Below are 18,025 nucleotides of genomic sequence, written 5' to 3'. Positions count from 1 at the left end.
CGCACCACGATTATCGAGGCCACAACCAGGCGTCGATCGCAAGGCAGTGAGACTCTTGCCTCCGTCGGCAGTGATCATGGGCGGTCCGGAAAAACTGCCCCTATGCTGGCCGCGAAATACCGACGATCCGATGCCAACACGAGGATTCGCGAATGCGCCGGGATTCTGCTCTGGACAACAACACGGCGTCCGCCGCGATCGCCGAGGAACAGGTGTTTCTCGACCAGGCCACGGCCCGGCGCGACAAGCTTGCCGACCACCTGCTGGCCGGGCTCTCGGTGGAGGCTCTGGACGTGCTGGAGCGGGCGCGGCTGCGCATGCTCCGCCAGCAGTACGAAGAACTGCGCCGAGCAACCGAGGGGCTGGTCTTCGGGCGCCTTGACGGGCTGGACGGCACCGTGCGGCACATCGGTCGGGTCGGCCTCCGCGACGACGAGGGCGGCGAGGACGACGAGCCACTGCTGGTGGACTGGCGCGCCCCGGCGGCGCGGCCGTTCTACACCGCGACCGCCGTCGACCCGCAAGGTCAGGCCCGGCGCCGGCACATCCGTACGACGGGACCGGCCGTCGTCGGCGTGGACGACGAGCCCCTCGACGGGACCATCACGACGGATCTCGTCGGCGAGGGCGCCCTCCTGGCGGCCCTGGACCAGCGACGCACCGGCCGCATGTCCACGGCGATCTCCACGCTGCAACGCGAGCAGGACGACATCATCCGGGCCGAGGCAAGCGGCCCGCTGGTCGTGCAGGGCGGTCCCGGCACCGGCAAGACCGTGGTGGCCCTGCACCGCGTCGCCTACCTGCTCTTCGCCCATCCGACGATGGCCGAGCAGGCGGTCCTGGTCCTCGGCCCCTCCCCGCGGTTCCTGGAGTGCATCGGCCAGGTGCTGCCCGCGCTCGGTGAGACAGCTGTCGTCGCGGCGACCTGCGACACCCTGCTGCCCGGGGTCAGCGTGGGCCGCGACGAGAGCCGGGCGCTCGCCGAGATCAAGGGCCGCGCCCTCTGGCAGCCCGCGCTCGAGGACTATGTCGCGTCGCTGCTGCCCCGGGCCCGCGACCTCAAGCTGCGCTGGGAGGGCGAGTTCTACGTCATTCCCGCCGCGACGGTGGCACAGGCGCTCGCCGCGGTGCGCAGACGGCCGTACCATCCGGCTCGCCGGGTCTTCGCCGAGCAGCTGCACCAGATCCTGGCCGAAGCCGTCGTCGATCAGCGTGCGGCGCTGATGAACGAGATGGAGGAGGGCTTCGAGGACATCCTGGCCCGCGTCGACCGGAGCATGCACTACGACCCCGGTGCCGCCGCCGGCAGCGACGTCGACGGCCTGCTCTCCGATGAGGAGGTGGACAGCCTTCGCCAGCGCATCGCGGAGAACGCGGCCATCGCCCGGTTCGTCGAGGCCTGGTGGCCCACCCTGGACGCCGAGACCCTGCTGCGCGACCTCCTGGCCGACGGTGACCTGCTGGCCCGGTTCGCCCCGCAGCTGTCCGCGGCGGAGATCGCCGCCGTCGTGGTCGAGCCCGCGCCGTGGGCGTCGAGCGACATCCCCCTGCTCGACGCTGTCGCCGACCTGCTCGGCGACAGCGACGCCCCGCAGCAACAGGGCGAGTTCGTCGCCGACCGCGCCCGCCGGCAGCGCGGCTGGGTGTACGGCCACGTCGCCGTCGACGAGGCGCAGGAGCTGTCCGAGATGCAGTGGCACATGGTCGTGCGGCGGTGTCCCAGCCGCTCCATCACCGCGGTCGGCGACATCGACCAGGCGGAGGCGGCGCACCGGCACACCAGCTGGGCCCAGGCGGTGCAGGCCGTTCTCGGCGACCGCTGGACCCCCGCGGAGCTCACCATCTGCTACCGGACGCCACGCGAGGTCATGGAGCTCACCGCACCGGTCCTGCGGCGAGCCGGCAGCCACAATGCGCCGCCCCGGGCCGTACGCGCCTCCGGCTTCCCGCCCTGGGAGCGCACGGTGATGCCCGCCGAGCTCAGCGACGCGGTCGCCGAAGCCGTGCGCGAACTGCGCGAGCGATGGCGTGGTGGCACGGTCGGCGTCGTCGCGCCGGCCGGTCGCATCGCCGAACTGCAGGCCACGGTGGATGACGACGTGCCGGTGCTGTCCGCGGCCCAGTCCAAGGGCCTCGAATGGGACGCGACCCTCCTCGTCGACCCCGACGGCATCACCGCCGAACCACGCGGCTGGAACGGCCTCTACGTGGCACTCACCCGCTGCACCCAGGAACTCGGCCAACTGGTGCTTGCGTAGCCACACTGCTTCTCAGATGGTGATGACGTCCCGCACGCGCGAGGGCCTCCCGCAGTCCGGCGTGGTGTGGGCGTGCCTGGCGGTGTCGTCCCCGCAGACGCGGGGGTCTCTCGCGCGACGTGGCCACCAGCAAGGACCTGGCCGCGTCATCCCCCGCACGGGCGGGTGGCTGGCACGGCTGCGCGGTGGGCGCGCGGCTGTCCGGCGGCGTGCGGCAAGCCGCCCCCGGCCCGAGAGGCCGGGGGCGGCGGTGTTCTCGTGGTTGGCCGAGGTGACCGCCCAGACCACCGTCTCCTCGTCGCCGGAGGTGGCGGTCGGCCCGCCGTCGGGGGTGACGCGGTCGCCGTCCGGCGCATCGTGGTGACCGGCGGTGGCGAGCCGGTGCAGATAGTCGGCCTGGAACCGGGTCAGCAGGTGATGTCGGCCGGAAACAGCAGGTAGCGGGGCATGCACCGTTCCCAGCCGACGCGGCCCGCCCGGCTCCGCGCGGGGTGGGTGGGGGCGGCACCCGCAGGTGCCGCCCCCACCCGCCGGTGTCAGCCCACCACGGAAAGCAGCGGGATCTGTTCGGCCCGCAAGGTCCGCACCAGGTCACCCAGGAACGGGTGCTCGTCGATCTGGAGACCCTCCGGGTTCGGGATCACCAGGTACGCCGAGCCGTGTGCCACCGAGACCCGCGCGGTGTCGGTGTACCGGTCGACGACCGCCTCGGTGCGGGCCAGGTCGTCGGCCGCCACCTGGATGGTGAACGGCCGCCACTCGCCGCCGAGGTTCTCGGCGACCGGGGTGGCCGCCGCGGCGGCGCGGGCCGGGTCGACCCGGACCGGTGAGGCGGTCCGGGCCGCCGTGCCGCTGCTCGGGTACAGCAGCGCGTTGGCCACCAGGTGCAGGCCACTCTCGTTGTACGCCCGGAACAGCGGGTTGAACGCGAACAGCACCGCCCGACCGGCGCCGGTCGGCTCGTCCACCACCGCGACCGTGTCCTTGAGCGCGTCACCCTGCACCGTGTAACCGTTGGCCCAGAAGGTGTCCCCGCTCGGGTAGCGCAGCACGTTGCGGCCGGTGCTGCTCGGGGTGAGGATCGGGTCGTTGTTGTTGAACTCGAAGTCCTCCGCCGGCCGGCCCAGCCCGACCGGGCTGTCGGCGTCCACGTCGACCCGCAGGTGCGAGCCGATCACCGTGTAGCCGGTCGGCTTCGGCTTCTCGGTGGTCGAGGTGAGACCGGCGGCGCGGGCCATCCGGGTGCCCTCGTTGCGCAGGCCCAGGTAGGTGTGGCCCTGGGCGATCCAGTTGCGCAGGTTGGCCTGCCCGGTCGCGGTCAGCCCACCTGTCGCGTTGCTGCCGTCCGGCACCAGCAGCACCGTCCGGCCGGTGAAGGCGGGAGTGTTGTCGTTGATGTCGGCGGTGGTGACCGGGGTGAGATCCAGGCCCCACCGCTTACCCAGCACGTACCGGGCCTCGCCGTGCGAGCCGGAGGTGGTGGAGATGCCGGTGCCCTGGAACAGGCCGACGTCCGGCCGGCTGATCGGGGTGCCGACGGCCGCCGTGGTGTACGGGGTGAGGGTCACCCCCAGCTTCTTGGCCGTGGTGTTCAGCTCCGGCGTCAACGCGCCGGCCGGCATCCCCACCTGGCCGTCGTCGAGGTCCCGGACCAGGTTCACGCCCCGGCCCAGCAGGGTGAAGGTGAACTCGGCCGCGGCGGCGGAGTCCAGCTCGTAGGTGTAGGAGCCCTTCAACGGCGGCGCGGCCAGGATCTTGCCGCCACCGGTGTTCTGGATCTTGTCGATCAGCTCCGCGTTGGGCTTGACGTCCGCGCCGGTGTAGACGGCGTTCACGCCCATCAGCAGCGGGTTGCTCCACGACGACACGTCGTAGAAGTACGGGAACGGCGTGTACGGGTCCTCACCCATGATCGCCTGGATCCAGTGCTTCTGGGGCTGGTTCATCGGAATCCAGTACGACCCGACCGGCACGGTCAGGTTGGTCGCCGACCGGCCACCGAAGAGCTTCGCGCTGGGCAGCTTGACGGCCTTGCGGACCTGGTAGACCTCGACGTCCATCCGGCGCAGCCGCTCGACGAGCTGCCGGGCGTCGGCGAGCTGCCGGTCGGGCAGCAGGAAGTACGACCGGACGGTCTGCGCCGGCACCGGGAACTGGACGGTGTTGGTCGGCTGGACCACCTCGTTGGGCTCCAACGTGCCGGCCCGCCCCTGGGCGAGGGCGTCCTTCCAGACCTTGAACCAGCCGTTGAGCACCTCACGCTTGTGCGCCGCCGCCCAGCCGAGGGTCGACCACTGGGTGTGGAACTGCTGCTGCACCCGGTCGGCCACCGCCGACGAGCTGCCCTTCTCGAAGGTCATGCCGGCGGCCCCGAAGCCTGCGGCCGGCACCGTGTCGCCGTACCCCATGAAGAACAGGTCGTAGGTGGAGTAGTTGAAGTAGCACTCGGTGGTCACCGCGCCGCCGCACGCGCCGTTGTAGCCGAAGCCGGCCTTGTTGGCCTCGCCGATCCGGTTGATCCAGTCGACCGCCTCGCCGGAGATCTCGTGGTGGATCGGGTCGGCGTTGGGCGGGAAGAAGTACTGCCTGCCGCCCATCTCGTGCGCGTCGATGAAGACCTGCGGCGGGTACCTGCGCATCAGTTCGAGCTTGCCGTCGGTCTCCTGCTGGGTCCGGGCGAACCAGTCCCGGTTCATGTCGAAGCCGTACTCGTTCTGCCGGCGGCTGGCGTCGCGGCCGTCCGGGTTCTGCGTCGGCACGATGATCGTGATCAGATTGTCGTTGCGCTGCTGGACCTCGCAGGAGAGCCCGGCGGCCAGCTCGTACAGCGTCTTGAGGGCGGCGTCGGTACCGCTCTTCTCGCCGCCGTGCACGTTGGCGGTGACCCAGACGATCGCCGGCGCCGCCTCGGCGATCTCCCCGGCCTGCTGCTGGTTGACCACCCGGGGGTCGCGCAGCGAGCGGACGTCCTCGGCGATGCCCTTGAGCACGGCCGGCCGCACGTTGCGCTCGTTCGACACGATCGCGTACGGCAGCGGCTGGCCGAGCACGCTGGTGCCCATCACGCCGGTGACGACCCGCTTGGAGGCGGTGTCCACGGCGTCGAGGTAGCCCCGCACCTCCTCGTTGGTGACCACCCGTTCCTGGCCGGTGCCGAGCGGGAAGCCGAGGTAGCTCTCCGGGCTGGGCACCGAGGCCAACCGGTCGGTGGGATCGGTACTACAGGTTGTCGGGGGCGCGGCGGCGGCCGAGGGGCCGACCACCAGAGGGGTCATTCCGGCCAGTAGTACGATTGCGGTGGCGCCCGCCAGCCGTTTACGGGAATGCAATGTGGAGCGGAATGGGGCAGTTCGCATGGTGTCCCGTTTCCCTTCCCGGGAAATGAATCAAGGGTGCCCGGAGCGTATGACCTGCGCTTTCGGGTGGTCAAGATTCACAACCGGCGGCCGGCACACGATTCGTCAACTGCCCCACACCCGGCCTAATGTGGGCGTTTGGTGGCGAGTCTGCGCGTCCACCGTGGACCCGGCTTCCCGGTGCCGGCGGTCCCGGCCCACCGACGGCGGGCCGGGACCGGTCGATCAGCGCACCCGGACGAACACCGGGTTGGAGTAGAACCACAGATCGCTCCACGGGCTCTCCAGCACGTCGGCCAGCGGCTCGGCCTCGTCGGTGCTGGTGCCACGTACCCGCAGGTAGCTGTCGGCCCCGACGTCGCGCAGGGTGTGCCGGATGACGTACTGGGCACCCTGCTGCCACCAAGTCGCGCGGACCGAAGCGGGCCACGTCGACCTCATGCTCGCCACCGGAGCCCGCATCGGCGAGATCCTCGCACTGCGCTGGGCAGACCTGGACCTCGCCACCGCACGCCCCACCCTGACGATCTGCGGCACACTCGTCTTCGTCAAAGCCCAGGGCTTCTTCCGACAGCCCTGGACCAAGAGCGACGCCGGCTACCGCATGGTCGTCCTGCCCCGCTTCGCCGTCGGCATGCTCCTGGCCCGCAAGCTCGACGCCGCCGACAACCCCCACGACGCGATCTTCGCGTCCCGACGCGGCACCTGGCTGTCACCCAACAACGTCCGCCGCCAGTGGCGCCAGGCCCGCGCCGACACCGACCTCGCCTGGGTCACCCCGCACACCTTCCGCAAGACCGTGGCCACCCTCATCAAGGAAGAAACCAACACCAAGAACGCCGCAGCCCAGATCGGGCACTCCAGCGAGGACGTCACCGCCACCTACTACATCGCCAAGCCAGTCCAAGCACCCGACGTCTCCGACGTCCTCGAACGCCTCGGCGCCCACCGGAACGGCCGCCCCACGCCCAGGGGGGCACGACGATGACCATGGATGACAAACCTGGTTGCCGCCCCGGGTAATCGGGGGGTTTTCGGGGGGCGGTTCAAAACTCCATAGACGAAAGCAAAAGCCCTGACCAGGGTTTCCGCTGGTCAGGGCTTTTCGTGTGTCGGGACGGCCGGATTCGAACCGACGACCCCTTGACCCCCAGGACGATTCGCCACACGTCCACGCACGTCACGCACGCTATCCCCAAGATCAGGCTGTGCGGCCGACGTCGTGCCGCGCACCATCGCGCAGGCCGTGTGGTCCCCACCTGGTCCCCGAGAGGCGAGCAACGGCTAGCCCCCCGGGGGAATGCCTGAGCCCAAACCGCTGTCACATATCAGACACTCAGATAGGTCGAGCGCAGAAACGCGGAGCATCCCAGGGTAGCCGACGACGACCCCAGTCAAGCTTTATCGGTCGACGGCTTTATACTCGCCGCCGCACACCCGAAAGGATGGCTCACCCATGCCCCCTCGACGCCCCAGCTCTCATCTCAACTCGGATAGATCAATAATCCGACTCCACGAGTCATTTCTTTCCAAAGGATGGACAGTCGAGGATCTGGACAAGGACTACGGAGAAGACCTCTTGGTGCGCATCTTCAATGACGAGCGCGCCACACCATACGCATTCTTCGTGCAGGCAAAAGCGACAGTCCAAGCAAGTCGGTACCTCACGAGGGACGGAAAGTATTTGCGGTTCCCCTTCAAAAAGGACCACTTCGAGAACTGGAAAGACTACTGGGAGCCGGTGGTGCTAACCATTTGGGATGCAGCAAACGACCGAACATATTGGGAGATAGCGCAAGAGCCAGAGATGGCATGGGACGAAAGGAAAAGCAACTTTTACTGCTACTTTCCTCTAGACAATCAACTCGACGAGAAGGGGATTCGACGGATCGAAGCGAGAACGAAGCGACGACACCAGAGGTATGAGCAGCAGCAAGAGGGGGCCGAAGTTCTCGTGGCTCTTCTTGAGGACGAACTGGGCGTGAAGATTGAATACTCGCCGAAGAACGGTGTCCTAATCATCGAAAAACCCGGAGAGGGGGGAGCGCAGATTGTTCTATTCGGCAAGCTCGGCGAACATGTGCGCAACACAGCCGCAGAGCGCGGCATGAACTTCGATGAGTACTTTCACGAGGTGGTAAAACTCGGCACCAACAAGCTTCGGGAGAACCGGGAGGCGGGCAAGTTTAGAGATGAAGACGAAGACGGGAATGAGGTAATCTTCAACAACAGTCGGGCGCTTCTGCGCCACGTAATGAGGCGTCATGAACTGGAAGAAGATTGGTAATCATTGCACTGGCAACCACATTAATGCGTCTGAACAATTTGACCGGTTAGCGATACCAGAAGCGGTGTCGGTCAACCTGCGGACAGCCGGCAGGCGACAAGACTCTTCCACAGAACTTCGCTTGCCACCGAGACGTCCCGAGGTTGGAGACGTTTCGTAATTCAAGCTGGCCCGATCAACGGCGGCGATGGGTCGGTTAGCGCGGCAGGGATATCGGTCAGGTGGATTACCTGACTAGGGCCAATGAAACGTCGCGCGACCAGCAGGCCCGCCTCGTGTGCCTGAGTGCCTGCGTGGCTTGCCGACGCGTCCGCGATCAGCCACGGCGTGAAGTTGTGTTCGAACGCGTCCACAGCACCCTTTAGGACGCAGCTTTCGGTAGCGATGCCGCAGAAGTAAAACTCTTCCCATTCGCGCTGCTTGGAAAGCGCGATACCCTCCGGGGTGAACGGGCTGTAAATCCTCTTGTCAAGCGTTACACCCTGACCCACGTACGGATGCAACTCGGGCACAAAGTCAATGTCGGGGGAGGACTGGAGGCGTTGCCAGCCAAAGAAGCGCTCAAACGGACTGCCAGGGTAGTTCAGGTATCGAGTGAAAAGCGTATCGCCGCCGGCCGCCTGCCAGCGGCGCACCAAGTCGACGACGACAGGAACAATGTGCGCCGACTGTTCGCGCACGAAGCCATTTTGCATGTCGGTCACGACAAGCACAGTGCGACCTGATGTCATGGGCTCAACCTCGATCCGTGTCACGGAGGGTCTCGATGGCTTGGTCTAGGGCTGGCATTAGGTCACAGGTACGCAGAATCGCGCGACGCATCGCCTGATGCTGTCCTGTCTCCCGCAGGCGGGAGACAGTAAGTCGGGAGCGCACCCCCCGAAGGTAGCGCCATCCATGCTCCGGCGGCACTTGTGGGTCTCGCCCTTGCTCTACCTTTCGGGCGATCGCGTCGCTATATGCCCACATGGATTGAATCGCAAGCTCGCACGAAATCAACTCGGCTTCCGTCAAGGATCGCTCTGCTGAGATCGGATGGTACACAACTCCAGACCATGAGGCATAGCCGACCGAAATCCCGCGCACGCCGAACGACTCGATACCTACGTGGTCGTACGATTCAGACAGCAACGACTGTTCGATCAGTTCGGCGTGCGCCAAGTGTTCGTCGTCCATGGCGCGGCCACGGTGTAGCAACACCCGTGGCGTCGACATGATTCGCAATGCGGTATCCAGCAACTCAGCCGGCCATGCTGGTTCAATTACCCAATGAGCACCAAGAACGTACACCGCAGAATCGTCCTCGGGTGGCGCGATGGGTGCGAGGTAGTCGATGGCCCATTTGATGTTGTCGCCGTACGAGACATCTCGCCATGCGGCGAGTGCCGCGATCGTGGACAACTGGACATGCTCGACAAGGTGAAAGATGGCCGACCCGCACGGCCATACATACAGGGTGCAATCGCCTTCCGCGTGCTCGACGGAAGCCGAATAGCAGGTGTGCCACTCCCCCACGGCGGGCGCGCAACCTGCAACCTTCCGCAGCCGAGCAGCACCCTGAGCGCCGACGAACGCCGTCACGAACTTGTGGGATCGCGCCGAGAAGTGCGGACGGTCCTCAGCACCACTGGTCAAGTCGCCGAATAGGTCGTGGGGCTTTGCTCCGTACGCCAGGCAGTAGAGCTGCCGGTAGACCGGGTCGGTGACCGCGACCCGCCCGGTCTCGTGGCGATACATCGCTTTCTCGATGGCCTCGACCGTGGGCGTCTCACGGATGCCGCGCTGTTGGCCGACGCGGTGTAGCTCTCGCGCAGCACGCTTACGCGACTCCCAACCGGCGGCCTTGCGGCGGTTGACCAGCACGAGGTTGGGCTTGAACTGCCGGGGGACCTCAGTGGACATAGGTCGTGTCCTTCGTGTCCGTGCGTAGGACCTGCCCGGATCGCCGCTGGGCGGGCAGTCTCATTGGCAGGCGAGCAAGGTGCCGCCGCAGACGGGAGCCGAGGACAGGAGGCACCAGATGATCCGACCTAGCCGATGGTGCCTTTACGCGGCCTCTCGGCCTGCCACTTCCGGATGGTCTCGGGCTGCCAAGCCGGAGACCGGCCGAACATCCGATCGGGCGCGGGAGCCTGGCCGCGCGAGACGTAAGAAGCCCAGGTTGCGCGGCTGATCGGGGCACCTACCGAGGCCAGGTAGGTACGTACGTGCTCCGTCGTCCACCAGTCGGCGGGCAGGTTGGCGTCAGTCATCAGTACAAGCCTACGCGGTACAGGTGCTTGCGCGAATACAACGTGACGCTGTAGCGTCCCGAATACAACGTCAAGTTGTAGCCGGCCGGATGGCCCGGGGAACGGTGGCACTCGTTGCCGCATGCCCACGGGCCGCCGGATCAGGTCGTTAGTTGACAACTCCACAGCACGAAGCGCCGCGTTGATCCGTCTGCGGTATGCCTGCCTTGATCCACACGGTGGCCGACCTCGGTAGATCCCGAGCGAGCGGGCCGAGTGGGCGGATCTGGCGCGCGGTTGCTTCTGCCACTGATCGCTCCCTGTTGGGCGGGGGCCGCGCTGTTAGAGGGCGCGGCGTACGCCCCAGGGGGTTCCCCGGCCTGCTGTGTTCGGGCCGTGCGTGACCGGGGCGTGATCGCCCCGCGCTGTCTACCTGACCTGACCTGTAGGGAGAGGTGATCTCGCTATGTCCGTGCTCGCTGCGTGTGTACGCGTCACGACCAAGTCCAGCGCCACCTGGCGCACCTGCACCGCGTGCGGGGACCTCGCCCCGCTGGCCCCCGACGAGCAGCACTGCCGGCCCTGCCGGCAGCCGTCGCGCTCTCGCTGTACCGGAAGGAACCGATCGAAGTGACCCCCGACGACCGGCCCGGACCGTCTACCTCTGACCTGGCCGCGATCGAGGCCGAATGGCCGCTGATCGCCGCCGAACTGGACCTGCTCGACGCTGAGATCAGCCTGATCTATGCCGAGGACCACGGCGGCCCGTCGTCGCTGGACTGGCGGCGGCTGCGCCGGGCTGAGGCCCGCGTTACCCGCACGGCCACGACGGCGGTCCGCCCGTCCTGGAGTGCCGGTGGGTGTGTGTCGCACAGCTTGGCCGTGGTCGGCTGGACCGGTTGCGGCTACGGCTGCGAGATCGTGCGCTGCCCCGGCTGCGGTGGTGAGCAGGTGCTTCACCGTACCGAAGACAGGTGCCGGGCCGGCAGGGCTCACGCGGCCTGATGTCCCGTATCCGCGCCGCGTACTGGGATCCGGACGGCGACCGTTACGGAATCCCCACCTTCTGGTGGCGAGGTGCCCCGCCCGGCTATGCCACCCGCCGTCAGCTACGCGCCGCCGGTCTGCGCCCCGCTGGTCAGCCGGTGGCCGCTCAGGTGCTCTGGCGTGGTGTCGGCGGCACCCGTGCCGCGTACCTGTACCGGGTTGACCTGGCCCGGCCGAAGCGCACCGCCACCCCCGCCCAGCTCCGCGCCGTTCGCGCCGCGCTGACGGCGCGCCGTACCTGCCGGATCTGCGGGGTGACCCGCTCCTACTACATCCCGCGCTCGCTGGGCGAGTGCTTGACCTGCTTCGAAGGAGGCCCCTCGTGATCTGGCTGTTGCTGATCCTGCTGGGTGGCCCGCTGGTGATGCTCGCCCCGTTCGCCATCGGCCACGCCCTCAACAGCGCCGTTCCGACCGTGAAGGAGACGCTTCGATGACCACCCGCAAGACCCGCCGCGCCGTGATGGCGGAACTGATCCTGCTGGCCAACCCGACCACCATCTACACCCGAGGCGACGGCGTCTCGCTGTCGGTGGAGTTCGACAGCATCGCCGAGCTGCGTTCCTGGCTGCACCTGGCCGGGCTGAACACTCCGGACCTGCTCATCGGCGAGCACACCGGCACCCGCGACGACGGCCGGCCGTACCGGGCCCTGAACGCCTACCCGACGTGGCACGGCTGGGAGTTCTACGCCCACGCCACCGAGTACACCGACGCCCCGGCGCTGGACGCGTCCACGGCCGACCGGCTCGCGGCCCTGGCGGTGGCCTGATGACCGCCCCGACGATCAACGGCACCCGCTACCCGCAGCCGGTCGAAGACCTGCTCCCGGCGGCCCGCGCGCTGGAGCTGCCCGCCGGTCAGAAGCTGCCGTCGCGCAATCGGTTGATGCGTGAGTTCCGCATCGGTGCGGCGAAGGCTGACGACCTGCTCGCCCGGCTCAAGTCCGAGCACGCCGACCGTGCCCGGGCCGAGACGCTGCGCACCGCGATGATCGTGCGCGGCGCGCTGCTGAGCCCCGAGACGGCCACCGACGAACCCGTCGCGCCCCGGCTGGACTACCCGGAGCCGATCGGCCCGGACCCGGCCCCCGCCCCGATCGTGGCCGAGCAGACCGCGCCGCCCTCGCCGGCCCCGGCTGTCGCCGTGGACAGCGCGCCGGTCGAGCAGGTCGAGCAGGTCACGGTGGTCAGTCGCCCGGGTACGAAGATCAGCCCCGACCGGCACGGCAGGCGGGTCCAGGGCCGGGGGTGGGCCTACGTCGGGGTGATCCTCGGCGGGGTGGTGTCGATCGCGGCGAACGTGGCGCACACCTACCTGCCGAAGCCGCCCGACGGCGCACCGCTCGGGTGGGCCCCGGACCCGGGGTGGTCCCCGTCGCCCCTGGCCGTGGCGCTGTCGGTGTTCTGGCCGGTGGCCCTGTTCGTCGCGGTGGAGATCCTGACCCGCATCCCCTGGGGCGAAGGATTCAGTTCCGTGGTCGCCCGGGTCGCGGGTGTGCTGCCGGTCGCGGTGGTCGCCGCCGTGGTGTCCTACCGGCACCTGTCCGGGCTGCTGGAGCACTTCGGCGAAGACCCGCTCACCATCGCCATCGGCCCCCTCGCCGTCGACGGCCTGATGGTCATGGCATCCGCCGCCCTGCTGGTCACGAACCGCCGCAGCCGCACCTGACCCCGCCCGGCGGCACAGCCCATCGGCCTCAGAAACCTGTGCTGTGCCGCCGGTCCGGTCACCCACCCCCATGTGAAGGGAGGGCACCTCTGATGGTGCCAGACACCACGTTCCTCACCACCGAACTGGCCACCGTGCGCGCCGAGCTGGTCCGCGTGGACGCGAAAGCGTCGGCTCTGCTCACGCTCGCCGGCACCGCCCTCACCGTCGGACTGGCCGTCCTGGCCCGCGCCGGCCTACCCGCCCCCGCCCTCGCCACCGGAACCGCAACGGTCGCGGTGATCGGTGTCGCCGTCGGGTTGCTGGCCTGCGCGGTACGCCCGTCCCTCGGCGGCGGGCACGGCCTGATCCGCTACGCGACCAGCGCGCCAGGGGACCTGATGACCGACGCCGCGCTGCCGCCGCTGAGCATGGCGTCCCTGCGAGCACACGAACTGGTGTGGCTGTCCCGCACCACGGTCGCCAAGTACCGCCGGGTTCGCACCGCCGTCGACCTGCTCCTCGCTGGCCTGGCCGGCACGGCGCTCACCGCCGTCCTGGTCCTCATGCTCGGCTGACCGGTCCCCCGGCCGTGCCCACCCGCGCCGAAAGGGTGCGGGTGGGTGCGGGGGCCGACCGGCCCGCACCACCCCAGTGTTTGCGCCGGGCGCGGCACGTCTGGACAACTCCCGCGCCCGGCCCTCCCTGAAGGAGAACCACAGCATGGCAGGCATGCCCCAGGAACGTGGCATCTTCACCGGTGCCGACGCCCTCACCGACAACGTCGCGCTCGTGGAGTGGTTCAACTCCACCCGCCGCATCCTGCACGCCGCCGCCCTGGAACTCGGCGTCACCGCCTCCGAACTCGACGCCCGGCTGCGCGCCGTCGGCGGCGGCGTCATGGTCGGCGGTCTCACCGGACGGGCCCGCGCTCGGCAGGTCGCCCGCCCGATCACCCACGCCTCCGAAGCCCTGGTGACCGCGTCGCAGTACATCGTGACCGCGTCGACCCGCTTCGAGGCCGTGTACCTGCCCGAGCTGGAGGCCGTCGGCTACAAGGCACGCCGCGACGGGTTCCGGTTCACCACCGGCGGCGGGGGTGGCCGCTGATGGCCCGCACCCGCACCCGGATGCCCCGCCACGGCGGACTCCCACCGGTCCGCTACTCCGTCGACCTCCGGTCGGCCGCGATCCCCTACCTCGCCTGCCCCACCGGCTGCCTGCTCGCGTGGCCGGCCGCCGCCGCGTCGCACCACTGGTGGGGCAGCAACCCGTGGGCCGCGGCCGGCATCACCGCCGCCGGTGGCGGACTCACCGCGCTGACCTGGGCCACCGGCCGGGCGCGGGGTGTCATCCGGCAGCGGGTGGCGACCCTGCTCACCGCGACCGGGTCGGCGTGGGCCCTCGGCGCGACCATCGGCGCACCCTGGGAACGCCCCTGGCTGGACGTGTGGGCCGGCGGCACCGTCGTCGCGTCGGTCGCGGTCGCGGTGATGCGGCTGATGGCCAAGGCCAACCCCGACGAACAGACCACCACCACAGCAGGGGGTGGGCTCGCTGAGGCCGTCGCCGCCCTGCGGGATGCGCGGATCGGACGGGCGAAGGTCGACGGGGCGAAGGTCCGCGCGTCGGTCACTATGCCCCACGGCGACACTCTCGCCGAGGTCGAAGGTTCCCGCGAGTCCATCGCGTCGGCGTTGGATGTGGCGCCGACGGCGGTGCGGGTGCACCGCAACCCCGACAGCGTCCGTACCGGGCACATCGAGGTGGTGCCGGTCGACCAGCTCCGCGACACCATCGCGTGGGCCGGCCCGTCCGCCCCCGGCCGTTCCGTCGGGGATGCGCCGTTGCGGTTCGGCCTGGCCGAGGATGGGGAGCCGGTCGGGTTGTGGCTCACCGGCCGGCCCGGTGTTCGCCCGGCTACCCACGTGCGCGCGACCGGCATGACGGGTTCGGGCAAGACGGAATGGGCCTTGGTGGTGATGACCGACTACCTGACCCGCACCGACGGCGCGCTGATCGTGGTCGACACCGTCAAGCGGGATCAGACGGTCAAGCCGGTCAAGGGCGGGTTGACGCTGCTGGTCACCGAGGACGACCACGCGGAAGCGTTCTTCGACGTGCTCGCCGAGCAGGTCATCCCCGCCCGCACCGAAGCCCTCGGCCGGGAGGACCTGACGGAGTGGATGCCGGGGTGCTCGCTGTCGCATCTGACGGTGTGGGTGGAGGAGTCGGCGGCGTGGTCCGGTCACCCGGCGTTGGTGCAGGTGGCCGAACGGGCGCGGTCGGCGGGTATCTGCCTCGTGCTGTCCCAGCAGCGCTGGACGCACGACCGGGCCCCAACGTCGCTGCGGTCGCAGTTCGCTACGAACGTGTGCTTCGGCATCGACAGCCGCGATGACCCGTCGCTTGCCCTCACCGCCGAGACGGTCGACGCGGGAGCGTCCCCGCAGGCGTGGGGCAGCAGCAAACCCGGATACCTCTACGTCGAGTCGCCCGGCATCCCCACCAACCGGTGGGCGATCCCCTGCCGCGCGGAACTCGCCCAGCGCGCCGACCTCGCCGAAGCCGTCACCGGCTGGACGAACGTGCGGCGGCCCCTCGACCCCGTCACCGCCAAGGCCCTGGCACCCGTCATGCCCACCACCACCGCGACCGCGACCGCCGGCCCGGCCGCCACCGACAACGACCACGACGACGAGGACCAGGAGGTACCGGCCATGGCCACCCGCCCCGGCGTCAACCCCAACGACCCGCCCGACGACATCGACCCCTCACAGGAGATCGACACCACCCCGACGCCCCGGCGGATGTCGCTCGCACTTCCCCCGCAGGCCAACCCGGAACGCGCCCGCGCCGTGCTGCGCGAGCACATCACCGCCCTCGCCGAGCAGGGAGCCACCGAGGTACGCCCGGCCGACCTCGGCGACGTGCTCGCCGCCACCGGCTACGGCGCGAAGTGGCTCAGCAAGGCCCTCGGTGAACTCACCACCGGTAACCACCCGCTGCTGATGGCCGTCAACCGCAACGGCCGCTACCGCATCCTGCGCACCGGCCAGTAGCCACCCCCGGGGCCGTGGAATCCACGTGGAATCCACACCGATTCCACGGCCCCTGACCTAGACAAACCCGCCGTGGAATCCACGTGGAATCCACGGGCGACCCGTCATGCCCACCATCAGGGAGCATCGATGAAACTCGCCATCCTCACCCTCGCCCTCGGTGCCCTACTCGGCCTCACGCTCGGTGTTCCCCTCGGCCGCCGCGTCGAACGCGTCGCCTGGTACGCCGACGCCGCCATCACCCGCGCCCGCGTCACCGGATGGCTCATCCGCGACCTCGCCGGCTACGCCACCGCCACCGCCGGAACCGTCGCCGTCGCCGCGTTCGTCGTGTGGGCGCTGGCCCGCTGATGACCGGCACCCGCCGCGACACCCCATCGCGCCACGACCCGGCCCTGTCCGGGCTGGAGGTATGGCTCACCGGCACCCGCGCCGAACTCCGCGCCGCCACCACCGCGCTCGCCGTGGCCGGGTGCGTCATCTGGCAAGGCACACCCCGCCCGCTGACCGGTGCCGACGCCGGACGATTCCGCGTCTACCTACGCCTGTCCGTCACCGCCGACCGCGCCACCACCGGACGACCCGCCCCGGCCACCGACAACAGGGCGGCACTGATCGACCTGAACGCCGCACGCACCACCCGCCGCCCCGCTTGACCCGTTGGCCCAACACCTGATCGGCGCGCTTCGCGCGCTCACCACCAGATGGCCAGCGTCCGCGCGGCGCTGGCCACCGACCCGCCGCTGCCCGCTGGAAGGAGGAACCACCATGCGGGTACTGATCACCGGTTCCCGGACGTGGACCGACCGGCACGCCATCACCAACGCCCTAACCGCGCTCCACCAGCGGTACGGGTCGGCGTTGGTGGTGGTGCATGGGGCGTGCCCCAGTGGGGCGGACGCCATCGCCCACGCCTGGTGCACCCGACACCGGGTACCGGTCGAGACCTACCCCGCCGACTGGACAACCGGCCGCGCCGCCGGACCACGCCGCAACGCGGCCATGGTCAACAGCCGCCCGGATCTCTGCCTGGCCTTCATCCGCAACGCATCCCCCGGTGCCACCGGCTGCGCCGCCCTCGCCGAACAAGCCGGCATCCCCACCCTGCACAACCCCACCCCCCACGACATCCCCACCCCGCCGCAAGAAAGGAGACACCCCATGCCCGACCTGCTCGCCGCCGCCCTCGACTACGCCGCCCGAGGCTGGCCGGTATTCATGCTCGCCCGCTCCAAACGACCCCTCGCCAACTGCCCACCCTGCACCGACCCTGGCCCCGACCACGACCGCGACACCTGCCCGTGCCTGACCTGCCACGGCTTCTACGCCGCCACCACCGACCCGCACCGGGTCGCCGCGATCATCGACGCCGTGCCGCGCGGGCAACTCGCCCTGCGCACCGGGGCAGCGTCCGGGACGGTGGTCGTGGACGTCGACCCGCGCCACGGTGGCCACCACAGCATGGCCGCGCTCATCGCCGAAGGGCTCCTACCCCGCACCCGCTACGCCGTCACCGGGTCCGACGGGCTGCACCTGTACTACCGGCACCCCGGAACCTCGGTGATCTCCCGGCCGATGCCCGGCCGGCACGGCATCGACATCAAGGCCGATGGCGGCTACGTGGTGCTACCGCCGAGCAGACACCAGCGCACCGGCCGCCCGTACCGGTGGGCTGACGCCGACCACGACCTGACTGAGATGGCCCCCGCCCTGCTCGACGCCTGCCAGGCCGCACCGACCCGCACCGCCACCGACACGACCAGGTCGACCCGCACGCCCGGGGGCGGGGCCATCTCATCCCCTGACGCGCTGCTCGCCTCCATCCTGGCCACCGTCGCCGCCGCTCCCAAGGGACGCCACCGCGTGACCCTCTACGGCGCCGCCCGAGGCGTCGCCCGGATGGTCGCCGCCGGAGCCATCAGCCACGCCGACGCGATTGCCGCGCTCACCGACACCGGCCGCGCCGCCCAACAGACCGAACGCGAAATCCGCGGTGCCATCACCGGCGGATTCCGAGACGAAGGAGTTGCCCCATGAGCGACACCGACCAGCCCGAAGACGGCGCGGCGATCCTCGACCAGGTACGCGCCTGCCTCACCAAGTACGTCATCCTCCCCAGCGCGGAAGCGGTCGAT

At 69.6% G+C, this 18,025-nt stretch carries 18 protein-coding genes and 1 pseudogene; 14 read left to right on the top strand and 5 right to left on the bottom strand.

The window, feature by feature from the left end:
- Nucleotides 1-152 precede the first annotated feature (152 nt).
- Nucleotides 153-2,258 carry a HelD family protein gene (locus ACVMYR_RS23065; RefSeq protein WP_457122706.1) on the top strand — a complete coding sequence of 702 codons (2,106 nt, stop codon included), beginning with the start codon at nucleotides 153-155 and terminating at the stop codon, nucleotides 2,256-2,258.
- A 536-nt stretch (nucleotides 2,259-2,794) separates the two neighbouring features.
- Here the strand turns inward: ACVMYR_RS23065 and ACVMYR_RS23060 are convergent.
- Together ACVMYR_RS23060 and ACVMYR_RS23055 are read right to left on the bottom strand one after the other, a co-directional pair.
- Nucleotides 2,795-5,533, bottom strand: coding sequence for a M14 family zinc carboxypeptidase (locus tag ACVMYR_RS23060; RefSeq protein WP_457122705.1), 2,739 nt, complete (start codon nucleotides 5,531-5,533; stop codon nucleotides 2,795-2,797).
- A 306-nt stretch (nucleotides 5,534-5,839) separates the two neighbouring features.
- The gene (locus tag ACVMYR_RS23055; RefSeq protein WP_457122704.1) at nucleotides 5,840-6,055 is read right to left on the bottom strand and encodes a hypothetical protein; all 216 of its coding nucleotides are present in this window, start codon (nucleotides 6,053-6,055) and stop codon (nucleotides 5,840-5,842) included.
- Here ACVMYR_RS23055 and ACVMYR_RS23050 point away from each other — a divergent pair.
- A complete protein-coding gene (locus tag ACVMYR_RS23050; protein ID WP_457122703.1) occupies nucleotides 6,054-6,602 on the top strand; it encodes a site-specific integrase in 549 nt (182 codons plus the stop codon). The genes ACVMYR_RS23055 and ACVMYR_RS23050 overlap by 2 nt on opposite strands.
- A 468-nt stretch (nucleotides 6,603-7,070) precedes the next feature.
- Entirely contained in the window at nucleotides 7,071-7,901 is an 831-nt protein-coding gene (locus tag ACVMYR_RS23045) for a DUF4365 domain-containing protein (protein ID WP_457122702.1), read from the top strand.
- 161 nt (nucleotides 7,902-8,062) lie between these two features.
- On the opposite strand, the gene ACVMYR_RS23040 is transcribed toward ACVMYR_RS23045, so the two are convergent.
- The 3 genes from ACVMYR_RS23040 to ACVMYR_RS23030 all read right to left on the bottom strand — a co-directional run bounded on the left by ACVMYR_RS23040 (nucleotide 8,063) and on the right by ACVMYR_RS23030 (nucleotide 10,153).
- Nucleotides 8,063-8,632: a cysteine hydrolase gene (locus tag ACVMYR_RS23040; RefSeq protein ID WP_457122856.1), complete on the bottom strand. Its 570-nt coding sequence runs from the start codon at nucleotides 8,630-8,632 to the stop codon at nucleotides 8,063-8,065.
- Between the two features lie 4 nt (nucleotides 8,633-8,636).
- Complete coding sequence (locus tag ACVMYR_RS23035) at nucleotides 8,637-9,803, bottom strand: hypothetical protein (RefSeq protein WP_457122701.1); 1,167 nt, start codon at nucleotides 9,801-9,803, stop codon at nucleotides 8,637-8,639.
- Between the two features lie 128 nt (nucleotides 9,804-9,931).
- Entirely contained in the window at nucleotides 9,932-10,153 is a 222-nt protein-coding gene (locus tag ACVMYR_RS23030) for a helix-turn-helix transcriptional regulator (protein WP_357059161.1), read from the bottom strand.
- Nucleotides 10,154-10,762: 609 nt separating this feature from the next.
- Here ACVMYR_RS23030 and ACVMYR_RS23025 point away from each other — a divergent pair.
- The 11 genes and pseudogenes from ACVMYR_RS23025 (at nucleotide 10,763) to ACVMYR_RS22975 (ending at nucleotide 17,927) form a co-directional block, all read left to right on the top strand.
- On the top strand, nucleotides 10,763-11,137 hold the full coding sequence (locus ACVMYR_RS23025) for a DUF6284 family protein (protein ID WP_457122700.1): 375 nt from the start codon (nucleotides 10,763-10,765) through the stop codon (nucleotides 11,135-11,137).
- Nucleotides 11,137-11,505, top strand: coding sequence for an RRQRL motif-containing zinc-binding protein (locus ACVMYR_RS23020; protein ID WP_457122699.1), 369 nt, complete (start codon nucleotides 11,137-11,139; stop codon nucleotides 11,503-11,505). The genes ACVMYR_RS23025 and ACVMYR_RS23020 overlap by 1 nt, the downstream gene beginning before the upstream one ends.
- A gap of 136 nt (nucleotides 11,506-11,641) precedes the next feature.
- Nucleotides 11,642-11,950, top strand: coding sequence for a hypothetical protein (locus ACVMYR_RS23015; protein WP_457122855.1), 309 nt, complete (start codon nucleotides 11,642-11,644; stop codon nucleotides 11,948-11,950).
- Entirely contained in the window at nucleotides 11,950-12,849 is a 900-nt protein-coding gene (locus tag ACVMYR_RS23010; protein ID WP_457122698.1) for a DUF2637 domain-containing protein, read from the top strand. Before ACVMYR_RS23015 ends, ACVMYR_RS23010 begins: the two co-directional genes overlap by 1 nt.
- A gap of 92 nt (nucleotides 12,850-12,941) precedes the next feature.
- Nucleotides 12,942-13,406 carry a Pycsar system effector family protein gene (locus tag ACVMYR_RS23005; protein WP_457122697.1) on the top strand — a complete coding sequence of 155 codons (465 nt, stop codon included), beginning with the start codon at nucleotides 12,942-12,944 and terminating at the stop codon, nucleotides 13,404-13,406.
- Nucleotides 13,407-13,551: 145 nt separating this feature from the next.
- Nucleotides 13,552-13,938 (top strand): hypothetical protein, encoded by a 387-nt coding sequence (locus ACVMYR_RS23000; RefSeq protein WP_357065648.1) that lies wholly within the window; start codon nucleotides 13,552-13,554, stop codon nucleotides 13,936-13,938.
- Complete coding sequence (locus ACVMYR_RS22995) at nucleotides 13,938-15,890, top strand: conjugal transfer protein TraB (RefSeq protein WP_457122696.1); 1,953 nt, start codon at nucleotides 13,938-13,940, stop codon at nucleotides 15,888-15,890. The genes ACVMYR_RS23000 and ACVMYR_RS22995 overlap by 1 nt, the downstream gene beginning before the upstream one ends.
- Nucleotides 15,891-16,019: 129 nt before the next feature.
- Nucleotides 16,020-16,241, top strand: coding sequence for a hypothetical protein (locus ACVMYR_RS22990; RefSeq protein WP_457122695.1), 222 nt, complete (start codon nucleotides 16,020-16,022; stop codon nucleotides 16,239-16,241).
- Entirely contained in the window at nucleotides 16,241-16,546 is a 306-nt protein-coding gene (locus ACVMYR_RS22985; protein WP_457122694.1) for a hypothetical protein, read from the top strand. Before ACVMYR_RS22990 ends, ACVMYR_RS22985 begins: the two co-directional genes overlap by 1 nt.
- A gap of 112 nt (nucleotides 16,547-16,658) precedes the next feature.
- Nucleotides 16,659-16,847, top strand: a pseudogene (locus ACVMYR_RS22980) (DUF2493 domain-containing protein); the annotation flags it as partial.
- 204 nt (nucleotides 16,848-17,051) lie between these two features.
- A complete protein-coding gene (locus ACVMYR_RS22975; RefSeq protein WP_457122854.1) occupies nucleotides 17,052-17,927 on the top strand; it encodes a bifunctional DNA primase/polymerase in 876 nt (291 codons plus the stop codon).
- Nucleotides 17,928-18,025: the final 98 nt, after the last annotated feature.

Source organism: Micromonospora sp. PTRAS2, from assembly GCF_054052245.1.
This window is presented reverse-complemented; position numbering and strand designations above follow the sequence as displayed.

Coding starts and splice junctions, on each gene's coding strand:
- ACVMYR_RS23060 (WP_457122705.1), bottom strand. CDS start 5,533: ATGACCCCTCTGGTGGTCGGCCCCTCGGCCGCCGCCGCGCCCCCGACA.
- ACVMYR_RS23030 (WP_357059161.1), bottom strand. CDS start 10,153: ATGACTGACGCCAACCTGCCCGCCGACTGGTGGACGACGGAGCACGTA.
- ACVMYR_RS22990 (WP_457122695.1), top strand. CDS start 16,020: ATGAAACTCGCCATCCTCACCCTCGCCCTCGGTGCCCTACTCGGCCTC.
- ACVMYR_RS23040 (WP_457122856.1), bottom strand. CDS start 8,632: ATGACATCAGGTCGCACTGTGCTTGTCGTGACCGACATGCAAAATGGC.
- ACVMYR_RS22995 (WP_457122696.1), top strand. CDS start 13,938: ATGGCCCGCACCCGCACCCGGATGCCCCGCCACGGCGGACTCCCACCG.
- ACVMYR_RS23015 (WP_457122855.1), top strand. CDS start 11,642: ATGGCGGAACTGATCCTGCTGGCCAACCCGACCACCATCTACACCCGA.
- ACVMYR_RS23010 (WP_457122698.1), top strand. CDS start 11,950: ATGACCGCCCCGACGATCAACGGCACCCGCTACCCGCAGCCGGTCGAA.
- ACVMYR_RS23050 (WP_457122703.1), top strand. CDS start 6,054: ATGCTCGCCACCGGAGCCCGCATCGGCGAGATCCTCGCACTGCGCTGG.
- ACVMYR_RS23055 (WP_457122704.1), bottom strand. CDS start 6,055: ATGAGGTCGACGTGGCCCGCTTCGGTCCGCGCGACTTGGTGGCAGCAG.
- ACVMYR_RS23045 (WP_457122702.1), top strand. CDS start 7,071: ATGCCCCCTCGACGCCCCAGCTCTCATCTCAACTCGGATAGATCAATA.
- ACVMYR_RS23065 (WP_457122706.1), top strand. CDS start 153: ATGCGCCGGGATTCTGCTCTGGACAACAACACGGCGTCCGCCGCGATC.
- ACVMYR_RS23000 (WP_357065648.1), top strand. CDS start 13,552: ATGGCAGGCATGCCCCAGGAACGTGGCATCTTCACCGGTGCCGACGCC.
- ACVMYR_RS23020 (WP_457122699.1), top strand. CDS start 11,137: ATGTCCCGTATCCGCGCCGCGTACTGGGATCCGGACGGCGACCGTTAC.
- ACVMYR_RS22985 (WP_457122694.1), top strand. CDS start 16,241: ATGACCGGCACCCGCCGCGACACCCCATCGCGCCACGACCCGGCCCTG.
- ACVMYR_RS23005 (WP_457122697.1), top strand. CDS start 12,942: ATGGTGCCAGACACCACGTTCCTCACCACCGAACTGGCCACCGTGCGC.
- ACVMYR_RS23035 (WP_457122701.1), bottom strand. CDS start 9,803: ATGTCCACTGAGGTCCCCCGGCAGTTCAAGCCCAACCTCGTGCTGGTC.
- ACVMYR_RS22975 (WP_457122854.1), top strand. CDS start 17,052: ATGCCCGACCTGCTCGCCGCCGCCCTCGACTACGCCGCCCGAGGCTGG.